11 protein-coding genes are annotated in these 8,730 nt (G+C 75.9%); 3 read left to right on the top strand and 8 right to left on the bottom strand.

Annotated features, from left to right (window positions below; all coding sequences use genetic code 11):
- Together mftE and mftF are read left to right on the top strand one after the other, a co-directional pair.
- Positions 1 to 766: mycofactocin biosynthesis peptidyl-dipeptidase MftE (gene mftE / locus E1266_RS32585; RefSeq protein ID WP_347876764.1), on the top strand; the 766-nt coding region annotated here is incomplete at its 5' end.
- A complete protein-coding gene (gene mftF / locus E1266_RS32580) occupies positions 763 to 2,205 on the top strand; it encodes a mycofactocin biosynthesis glycosyltransferase MftF (protein ID WP_165966296.1) in 1,443 nt (480 codons plus the stop codon). The genes mftE and mftF, both read left to right, overlap by 4 nt.
- Here mftF and E1266_RS32575 read toward each other — a convergent pair.
- From E1266_RS32575 to E1266_RS32540, 8 genes are read right to left on the bottom strand one after another with little or no spacing between them, the layout of a single operon-like run.
- Positions 2,200 to 2,733 carry a DUF488 domain-containing protein gene (locus tag E1266_RS32575; protein ID WP_132053670.1) on the bottom strand — a complete coding sequence of 178 codons (534 nt, stop codon included), beginning with the start codon at positions 2,731 to 2,733 and terminating at the stop codon, positions 2,200 to 2,202. The two genes, mftF and E1266_RS32575, sit on opposite strands and share 6 nt — an antisense overlap.
- Positions 2,734 to 2,776: 43 nt before the next feature.
- Positions 2,777 to 4,201, bottom strand: coding sequence for an aldehyde dehydrogenase (locus E1266_RS32570; protein WP_132053668.1), 1,425 nt, complete (start codon positions 4,199 to 4,201; stop codon positions 2,777 to 2,779).
- Positions 4,192 to 4,398 (bottom strand): tautomerase family protein, encoded by a 207-nt coding sequence (locus E1266_RS32565; protein ID WP_132053666.1) that lies wholly within the window; start codon positions 4,396 to 4,398, stop codon positions 4,192 to 4,194. Before E1266_RS32565 ends, E1266_RS32570 begins: the two co-directional genes overlap by 10 nt.
- Positions 4,398 to 5,003 carry an isochorismatase family cysteine hydrolase gene (locus E1266_RS32560; protein WP_132053664.1) on the bottom strand — a complete coding sequence of 202 codons (606 nt, stop codon included), beginning with the start codon at positions 5,001 to 5,003 and terminating at the stop codon, positions 4,398 to 4,400. The genes E1266_RS32565 and E1266_RS32560 overlap by 1 nt, the downstream gene beginning before the upstream one ends.
- Positions 5,000 to 5,746, bottom strand: a complete 747-nt coding sequence (locus E1266_RS32555; protein ID WP_132053662.1) for an FCD domain-containing protein — start codon at positions 5,744 to 5,746, stop codon at positions 5,000 to 5,002. The genes E1266_RS32560 and E1266_RS32555 overlap by 4 nt, the downstream gene beginning before the upstream one ends.
- On the bottom strand, positions 5,743 to 6,822 hold the full coding sequence (locus E1266_RS32550) for an amidohydrolase family protein (RefSeq protein ID WP_243719165.1): 1,080 nt from the start codon (positions 6,820 to 6,822) through the stop codon (positions 5,743 to 5,745). Before E1266_RS32550 ends, E1266_RS32555 begins: the two co-directional genes overlap by 4 nt.
- Positions 6,815 to 7,180, bottom strand: coding sequence for an extradiol ring-cleavage dioxygenase (locus E1266_RS32545; protein WP_132053660.1), 366 nt, complete (start codon positions 7,178 to 7,180; stop codon positions 6,815 to 6,817). The genes E1266_RS32550 and E1266_RS32545 overlap by 8 nt, the downstream gene beginning before the upstream one ends.
- On the bottom strand, positions 7,177 to 8,025 hold the full coding sequence (locus E1266_RS32540; protein WP_132053658.1) for a hypothetical protein: 849 nt from the start codon (positions 8,023 to 8,025) through the stop codon (positions 7,177 to 7,179). Before E1266_RS32540 ends, E1266_RS32545 begins: the two co-directional genes overlap by 4 nt.
- 179 nt (positions 8,026 to 8,204) lie before the next feature.
- On the opposite strand from E1266_RS32540, the gene E1266_RS32535 reads away from it, so the two are divergent.
- On the top strand, positions 8,205 to 8,730 hold a 526-nt coding region (locus E1266_RS32535; protein ID WP_207946052.1), incomplete at its 3' end, for a hypothetical protein.

Here is an 8,730-nt window from a genome sequence, read left to right as displayed (position 1 = left end):
CCCAGGAAAAGGACCTCTACCTGGATTCCACGGCCTAGCCCGTCCGCCCACACCCGCGCTGGTCCTGGTGCCGGCCGGGTCGACCGAGCAGCACGGGCCGCATCTGCCGCTGTCCACCGACACGGTGATCGCCGAGGCCGTCGCCGCGCGGGCGGCCGGCGTCCTGCGCGACGCCCGCCTGGACGAGGGGGTGGCGGGGCCGGTGCTCATCGCGCCGGCGATCGCCTACGGGGCAAGCGGCGAGCACGCCGGGTTCCCCGGGACCGTCTCGATCGGCCACGAGGCGCTGCACGCCGTGATCGTGGAGACCGTGCGCTCGCTCGCGGAGTGGGCCGGGCGCGTCGTCCTGGTCAACGGGCACGGCGGCAACGTCGCGACGCTCGACGCCGCTGTCGCCCGGCTGCGGGGCGAGGGCCACGACACCGCCTGGGTCGGCTGCGGCGTCCCGGACGGCGACGCGCACGCCGGGTTCACCGAGACGTCCGTGATGCTGCACCTGGCCCCCGGCCTGGTGCGGCCGTTCCACGCGGTCACCGGCGAGACCCGCCCGCTCGCCGCGATCATGCCGGAGCTGGTCGCGCGGGGCGTGCGCGCCGTGTCGCCGTCGGGGGTGCTCGGCGACCCGGCGGGGGCGTCCGGTGCGCACGGCCGCGAGATCCTGGCGGCCATGGTGGCGGCCGCCGCGCGCCGGATCGGCGGCTGGCGGGTGGACGGCCGCGGCCGCCTCCTCGAACCGGGCGCGGCGGCCGCGGAGGCCCGGCCGTGAAGCTCCCCGCCGGCTTCGCCGTCGCGCTGGACCGGGACACCTCCTTCTGGTCGGGCGGCAGGGTGGCCACCGGCGGCTCCCCCTGGAAGGTGGTGCGGCTCGCCGACACCGCCGGCCCGCACCTGGCGGCGCTGCGCCGCGCGGGCGCGCGGGGGCTGGCGGACTCCTCGCCCGTCGGGCGGGCGCTGGCCCGCCGCCTCCTCGACCTCGGCATGGCGCACCCGGTCCCGGCCCCGCGTCCCGGGCCGCACGACGTGACGGTCGTCGTCCCGGCCTTCGGGCGGGCGGACGAGCTGGACCGATGCCTGGCGGCCGTCAAGGGCGTGCCGGTGATCGTCGTGGACGACTGCTCGCCCGACCCCGGTCCGCTGCGCCGCGCGGCGGAGGCGCACGGGGCACGGCTGGTCCGGCACCCCCGCAACCGGGGTCCGGCCGCCGCGCGCAACACCGGGCTCCGCCTGGTGGAGACGCCGTTCGCCGCGTTCGTGGACTCCGACTGCCGCCCCGGGGACGGGTGGCTCGACGTGCTCGTCCCGCACTTCGACGATCCCCGCGTGGCCGCCGTCGCCCCGCGGGTGCTGCCGGACGGCCATGTTCCGGGCGGCGGCTCCGCGCTGCTGGCCCGCTACGAGGCCGCCCGGTCGTCCCTGGACATGGGCGCCCGGCCCGCGCTCGTCCGCCCCGGCGGAAGGCTGGGGTTCGTGCCGACCGCGACGCTGCTGGTGCGCGTGTCAGCGGTAGAGGGGGACGCGTTCGACGAGGAACTGCGGCTGGGCGAGGACGTCGACTTCGTGTGGCGGCTGGGCGACCGCGGGTGGCACGTCCGGTACGAGCCGGCCGCCCACGTCACGCACAGCGGGCGGCTGCGCCCGCTGGACTGGGCGCGGCGGCGCCACGAGTACGGCACGTCCGCCGCCGACCTGGCCCGGCGGCATCCCGGCAGGCTCGCCCCCGCCCGCCCGTCGGCGTGGAACCTCGCCGTCCTAGGTCTGCTCGCGTGGGGACGCCCGGGTGCGGCCGCCGCGTGCGCGGGCGTGTCGGCGGCGCTGCTGACTCGGCGCCTGTCGCGGCTGCCCGGCGGCCGGGGCCTGGCCGTCTCCCTGGTCGGCAGGGGCGTCGTCGCCGACGCCGCCGCCGTCGGGCACGCGCTGCGCCGCGAATGGTGGCCGCTCGGGCTGCTCGCCCTGGCCGCCGCCCCGCGCAGCCGCCCGGCCCGCGCCGCCGCCGCGGCGATGCTGGCGCCGGTCGCGCTGGAGTGGCTGCGGGAGCGGCCGGCGGTCGACCCGGCCCGCTACACCGTCCTGCGGCTCACCGAGGACGCGGCGTACGGGTCCGGGGTCACGGCCGCGGCTGTCCGTGCGCGTTCGGCCGCTCCCCTGCGCCCGGACATCCGCCTTCCCGACATCCCCTTTCCGAAGGCGCTGCGCCGGCCGTCATGACGGGTCGGCCCCGTCGTAGACGAGGAGCCCGTCGTCCCGCAGGCGCGCCCCGGACGTGGGCGGATGCTCGGTGAGCCGGCCGTCGTGGGCGAGGTGCAGCACGGCCCGGCCGCGGACGAGCACCGCGAAGTCGGCGATGAGCCGGCGGTGGCAGCGCCACCACACCGACTCGCTGCACATGACGGCCGTGCGGTCCTCCCCGGCCTCGTCCAGCAGGTCGTCCATGGCGGCCAGGAAATCGGGGTCGCGGGTGTGCCCGGCGTACCCGCGGAAGGAGGCGTTGCGCCAGAACGTGTCGGGCGAGTCCGGCGCCGCCCGGCGGAAGCCGCCGAGCCGCCGCTCCCACCGGTACCCGATCCCCGCGGCGGGCAGCCACTCCGCCAGGTCGTCGCGCCGCGCGTCGGGGTTGCGGCGGCTGCCCGGCGCGGTGCGCACGTCCACCACCCGCCGCACCCCGGCGCCCTGCAACAGGGGCGCCAGCTCCGCGCGCCCGGCGACGCCATGGCCGAAGGTGATGAGCGGTTCCACACGATCCTCCTTCCCGCAGCCGCGGGAACCATGGGGCGCGGGCTCAGATCGCCATGACGGCGGCCTTCGGCTCGGTGAAGAACTCGCGGCTGTAGGTGCCGCCCTCGCGGCCGATGCCGGAGTCGCCGGCCCCGCCGAACGGCGCGCGCAGATCGCGGACGAAGAAGCAGTTCGTCCACACGGTGCCGGCCCTCAGCGCGGCCGAGACGCGGTGCGCCCGGGAGAGGCTCTCGGTGAACACCATGGCGTTCAGGCCGTACCGCGTGTCGTTCGCCGCGGCGACGGCCTCGTCCTCGGTGCCGAAGGGCGTGACGGTGACCACCGGGCCGAAGATCTCCTCGCGGCGCACCCGGGCGTCCGGCGGCGCGTCGAGGACGACGGTCGGCCGCACGAACAGCCCCTCGTCCGCCACGCCCCCGGTGACGATCTCGCCTCCGTCGCCGGGGACCCCGTCGATGTAGCCCTTCACCTTCGCGTAGTGCTCGGCTGAGGACAGCGGGCCCAGCTGGGTCGCGGGGTCCTTCGGGTCGCCGGGCACCAGGGCCTCGGCGGCGGCGACGAAGCGCTCCAGGAACGGGTCGAAGACCTCCCGCTGGACGAACAGGCGGCTTCCGGCCAGGCACACCTGGCCCGCGTTGCCGAAGATGGCCTTCACCGACCAGGAGACGGCGAGGTCGAGGTCGGCGTCGGCGAACACCAGGTTGGCGCCCTTGCCGCCCAGCTCGAAGCTGACCGGGGTGAGGTTCGCCGCCGCGGCGGCGGCGATGGCGCGTCCGGTGGCGGACTCGCCGGTGAAGGTGATGCGGTCCACGCGCGGGTCGGCGGTCAGCGCCTCGCCCGCCGAGCCCGGCCCGAAGCCGTGCACGACGTTCAGCACGCCGGGCGGCATCCCGGCCTCCAGCGCCAGCCTCGCCAGCAGGGTCGCCGACGCGGGGGTCTGCTCGGCGGGCTTCAGCACCACCGTGTTCCCCCACGCCAGCGCGGGGGCGACCTTCCACGTCTCCAGCATCAGCGGGAAGTTCCACGGCGCGATGGCGGCGACGACGCCGGCGGGCTCGTACCGGGTGTAGGCGTGGTGGCCGCTGTCCATCGGCAGGGTCTCGGCGGACGACAGCCGCGCGTGGTCGGCGAAGAAGCGGAAGTTCGCCGCCGACCGCGGCACGTCCTTCGACCGCGTGTCGGCGATGGGCTTGCCCATGTCGGTGGTGTCGGCCATCGCGAGGGCGTCCAGGTTGGCCTCGATGAGGTCGGCCAGCCGGTGCAGGACCGCGCCGCGCTCGGCGAACCCCATCCGCGGCCAGGGTCCCTCGTCGAAGGCGCGCCGGGCGGCGGTGACCGCCCGGCCCGCCTCCTCCTTCCCGCCGAGCGCGACCCGCGCCCAGGGCCGCCGCGTGTACGGGTCGACGGTGGGGAGGCTCTCGCGGGACTCGGCCTCGCGGCCGTCGATGACATGCGGGATCAGGTCCATCGCTGCTCCTCGTCGCGTTCCTCGATCGTCACGTCCCCGGCGGCCCAGTGCGCCGCCGGCACCTCCCGGAGGATGACGCGGATACTGGCGCGGGGCGCGCCGATGGCGGCCTCCGCCGCGTCCGTCAGCCCGCTGATGAGCGCGCGCAGCTGCTCCGGCGGACGGCCCTCGACCAGGCTGACCTCGATCAGCGGCATCAGCGGTCTCCCCTCGTCCGGCCGAACGCGGCGGCCGCGTCGCCGAGGGCGGTGACCTCGGCGAAGACGGTGCCCATCAGCCGCAGGCTGTTCAGGTGCAGGTCCTCGAAGTACCCCGCGACGGCCTCCCGCGGCACGATCACCCGCAGGTCGCGGAAGAACGCCGACCGGACGGTCGACTCGACGCAGAAGTCGGTGCGCACGCCCGCCACCACGAGCGCGCCGGCGCCGAGGCCGCGCAGCAGGTCCGCCAGCCCGGTGCGGTGGAACGCGTCGAAGCGGGGCTTGACGACCTCGTGGTCGCCGGGCTCGCGGTCCAGGCCGGAGACCAGCTCGCAGCCCCAGGTCCCGCGCCTGAGCCCCTCCTTGCGCAGGAAGGGGCTCCGCTCGGCGAGCAGCCCCACGTCGGCGTCCTCGGCCCATTCCATCCGCACCCAGATGACCGGGTCGCCGGCGGAGCGGGCGGCGGCGGCGAGCGTGTTGACGTTCCCGACCAGCTCGTCCAGGCCGGTGACGCGGAGCCCGGCCGCCGCGAACACGCCGTCGGGGTGGCAGTAGTCGTTCTGCATGTCGATGACGACCAGGGCCGTCCGCGGACCGCTCATGCCCCGCCCCTCCGGGAGGCGGTCAGGGCGGCGTGCGCCGCGACGGCCGCGGACAGGCGCCGGGGGTCGTCGCCCGCGATGGCCTCCACCAGTTCCCGGTGGACGGCGGTCCCGTCCGGTGATGAGCCGCCGTCCCCCGCGTACGGGCCGTCCTCGTCCGGCTCGTCGGGCGTGACGCCGCGGAGCCGGTTCTCCACGAACTCCAGCAGGGAGATGTAGGTGTGCTGGAGGACCTTGTTGGGAGTGATCTCGGCGATCCTGCGGTGCAGCGCCCAGTTGGCGGCGAGGCGGCCGAAGGGGTCCGCCGACCCGCGCGCCGCCGCCAGCTCGCCGGCCAGCCGCCGCAGGTCGGCGATGTCGGCGCCGGTGCGGTGCCGCATGGCCTCCTGCGCGAGCAGCGGCTCCAGCGCGTCCCGCACCACCAGGCAGTCGGAGACCGACACCGAGTCCCCGCTGAGTTCGAGCATCTTGCGCCCCAGCCGCACCAGCGGCGGCGGGGACGCGACGAAGATCCCGCCCTTGACGCCCGGCCGGACCGAGACCGTGCCGCGCGCGGCCAGCAGCCGGACCGTCTCGTTGAACGTCGCGGCGGCCACGTCGAACTCGCGGCGCAGGCTGTCGCGGGTGCCGAGGCGGTGCCCGGCCGGCAGCGCCTCCTCCGCGATGCGCGCCTCGATCCGCTTGGCGACGGCCTCGGCCAGCGAGAGCCGGGGCAGCTCGGCCGCCGCCCTGTCGGTGCTCATGGTGTACGTCCTTCAGCGGTGGTGGAGAGCGGCCCGGGCGGCGGGGCCGGGCCGTTGCGGGCCGCGGGGACCGCCTGGACGCCGAGGAGCCGCGCGGCGTTGCCGCCGAGGATGGCGGCCTGCCGCCCGGCGTCCACGCCGAGCGCCCTGACGGTTCCCACGGGGTCGTCGTCGGCGAGGTCGAACGGGGCGTCGGTGCCGAGGAGGACGTGCGCGGCCGTCACGTCCTCGACCAGCCGGCCGAGGACCCCCGGGTCGAACACCGCCGTGTCATAGCGGAGCCTGCGCAGGTAGTCGCTCGGCGCGCGGCTCGTCACCCGCGCGACCGGCTTGCGGCGCCAGCCGAGGTCCAGGCGGCCGCCGGTGGCCGGAAGGCACCCGCCGCCGTGCGCCAGGCAGAGGACGAGGTCGTGCCGGTCGAGGACGCCGCCGAAGATCAGCCGGGCCGTGGCCAGCGCCGTCTCCATCGGGTAGCCGAGCAGCTGGACCAGGTGGTAGTCCGCCAGCCGGTCGCGGGACGAGACGCGGCTCGGGTGCAGCAGCGTGAAGCAGCGCCGCGCGGCGAGCTCCCGCCACAGGTCCTCGTTGACCGGGTCGTCGAGCTCGCGGCCGCCGCCGAACGTGCCGACGGTCGCGCCGGCCATCCCGAGCCCGTCCAGGCAGCGGACCAGCTCCGGCACCGCGCCGGGGTGCCCGACCGGCACCGTGGCCAGCGCGGACAGGCGCCCGCCCGAACCGGCGGCGAACTCGGCGAGCGCGTCGTTGACGAGCCGCGTCACCTCCAGCACGAGCCGGTCGTCGCCGGACTCGGAGGCGAACACGAACGGCGGTGCGGCCACGGCCTGGTGGTCCACCCGCATCGCGGTCATGGCGGCCAGGCGGCGCTCCATGTCGTACTGCTCGGGCGCGAGCGGGACGGGCGCCCCGGGCGCGAGCCCGCACAGGTCCGGGTCGAGGAGCAGCACCCGTTCCGCGCGCCGGGACAGGTCGGCGAGCCCCCGGCGCTCCAGCTCGCGGAGCAGCGGCATCGGCATCGCGTGGGTGTGGACGTCGATGACGGGCGGGTTGCTACTCACCGCGCTCCGCCATGTAGGCGTCGTACCGGTCCCCCAGCAGCGACCTGATCAGCGCGGTCGCCGCGCCGGAGGTGCCGGCCTTCTCGCCCGTGCCGTAGACCAGCCGGGCGAGCTGGGCGAGCAGGTAGGGGTGCAGGCCGAGCTCGAACAGCCGGCGGAAGTCGCGGTCGCGGATCGCGGCGCGCTCCGCCGCGGTGAGCGGGTAGCCGTCCAGCACCGCCTGCTCGTCCGACTCGAAGCGGGCCCGCAGCGCGGGGTCCCACTTGAGGTCCTGCACGAGGTCGTTGGCCCGGAGCCGCGGGTCGAAGTGCCGCAGTGCCGACTCCGGCCCGTCCGCCCGCCCGGTCGCCGGTGTCATGGCAGCTCCCAGCGGACGGCGCCGAACCCGCAGCGCCACTGGTCGACGGCGGCGTAGCCCAGGTTCCGGCACGGGCGCGGGCCGATCGCGCCCATCACGACGATCCAGGACAGCAGCTCGGCGGTGCCGCCGGAGCCCGCCCGCTCCATGGCCTCGAACGTGGCCTCCGACAGGACCCGCTCGTGGTCGCCGTCGACCAGGAGGTCCAGCCACCAGCGGTCGAACTTCTCGTCGATCTCCAGGTAGCGCGGCCCGCCCGGCTCGTGGGACAGGCCGCCCGAGCCGAGCAGCCCGACCCGCATCCCGTCGGGCAGGCGGTCGCGGACGGCGTCGCCGAGGGCCTGGCCGAGCGAGTAGCACACCCGCTCGTCCGGGACGGGCGGGACGGTGCAGTTCTGCAGCAGCGGCACGACCGCGATGCCCGTCGAGGCTACCTCGGCCATGGTGACCGGCACGGAGATGTTGTCGTCGTAGCGAAGGTTCTCGGGGACGGCGCGAACGCGGGGGGCGAGGTCCTTGACGCTCTGGTAGAGGACGTCCGCCACGTCCGGGCGGCCAGGGATCTCGTAGTCCGGGACGCGCAGCCAGGGCTTGAACCACTCGTCCGGGCCGCGGTGCCGCTCGGCCATGCCGAACGTGAAGTTCGGGTAGTCGGACACCTTCGAGTTCGCGATGTGGTCGTTGGCGATGATCAGCAGCACGTCGGTGCGGGACTCCACGAGGGCGTCGCGGATCTCGGCGTAGGCGGCGCGCACCGTCCGCTGGTCGGCCTCCGGCGCCTTGTCGAACCAGCCGGTGAGACCGGGCGCGTGGCTCGCGGCCATGGCGACGCTGATTTCAGCCATTCTTCCTCCGTCCGGAGCTCATCGCGCACCAACCTAAGACACCTATTGGTTATATTCAATAGGCTGATAGGCGGCCACCGCGGTGATCATCCGGCGGCCTCCCGAGCCGCCCCCCGGGACCCTCGGCAGGAGCGATGCTTTAGGTTAGCCTTGCCTTATTTGCCTATCGCGGAGCTCTCGTGAACAGAACCCGGGCAGGGGCGGTCGCCGTCGGGCGGTCCGCCGAGGAGGCGCTGGAGCCGCTGGGCGCACGGCTGCGCGCCGCCGCCGAGACCGACGGCCCGCTGGGCGTCGCGCCCGGCCTGCGGCCGACCGGCGGCGGCTGGTTCCCCGTGGCCGACCTGGCGGCGCGGCCGCGGGAGCGGCTCGGCGCCCTGATCGCGGAGGCGGAACGGCGCTGGCAGGCCCCGCCGCACGTCGCCGCCGCGCTGTGGTGGAAGAACTTCTCGTACTGGACCACGCTGCCGGTCGCGCTGGGCTGGGCGCTCAACCGGCGCGTGCCGGTGCTGACCGCCGAGACCGCGATGCTGAGCATCCCGGAGGCCGACCCCGGCATGCTCGTCGCGATGCGCGAGCCCCGGGTCGCCACCGGGGACGTCCCCGAACTCGGCGCGGTCATCGCCGGCTCGCTCCTGCGCGACCTGCACGCGCCGGTGATCGAGGCCCTGCACGTGCTCACCCGCGCGGGGCGGCGGGGGCTGTGGG

It is taken from the genome of Actinomadura sp. 7K534 (genome assembly GCF_004348575.1).
Classification (GTDB): Bacteria; Actinomycetota; Actinomycetes; order Streptosporangiales; family Streptosporangiaceae; genus Spirillospora; species Spirillospora livida.
Note: the sequence above shows the minus strand (reverse complement) of the source record. Positions and strands in the feature narration are given on the sequence as shown.

Coding starts and splice junctions, on each gene's coding strand:
- E1266_RS32570 (WP_132053668.1), bottom strand. CDS start 4,201: ATGGACCTGATCCCGCATGTCATCGACGGCCGCGAGGCCGAGTCCCGC.
- E1266_RS32565 (WP_132053666.1), bottom strand. CDS start 4,398: ATGCCGCTGATCGAGGTCAGCCTGGTCGAGGGCCGTCCGCCGGAGCAG.
- E1266_RS32560 (WP_132053664.1), bottom strand. CDS start 5,003: ATGAGCGGTCCGCGGACGGCCCTGGTCGTCATCGACATGCAGAACGAC.
- E1266_RS32555 (WP_132053662.1), bottom strand. CDS start 5,746: ATGAGCACCGACAGGGCGGCGGCCGAGCTGCCCCGGCTCTCGCTGGCC.
- E1266_RS32545 (WP_132053660.1), bottom strand. CDS start 7,180: ATGACACCGGCGACCGGGCGGGCGGACGGGCCGGAGTCGGCACTGCGG.
- E1266_RS32540 (WP_132053658.1), bottom strand. CDS start 8,025: ATGGCTGAAATCAGCGTCGCCATGGCCGCGAGCCACGCGCCCGGTCTC.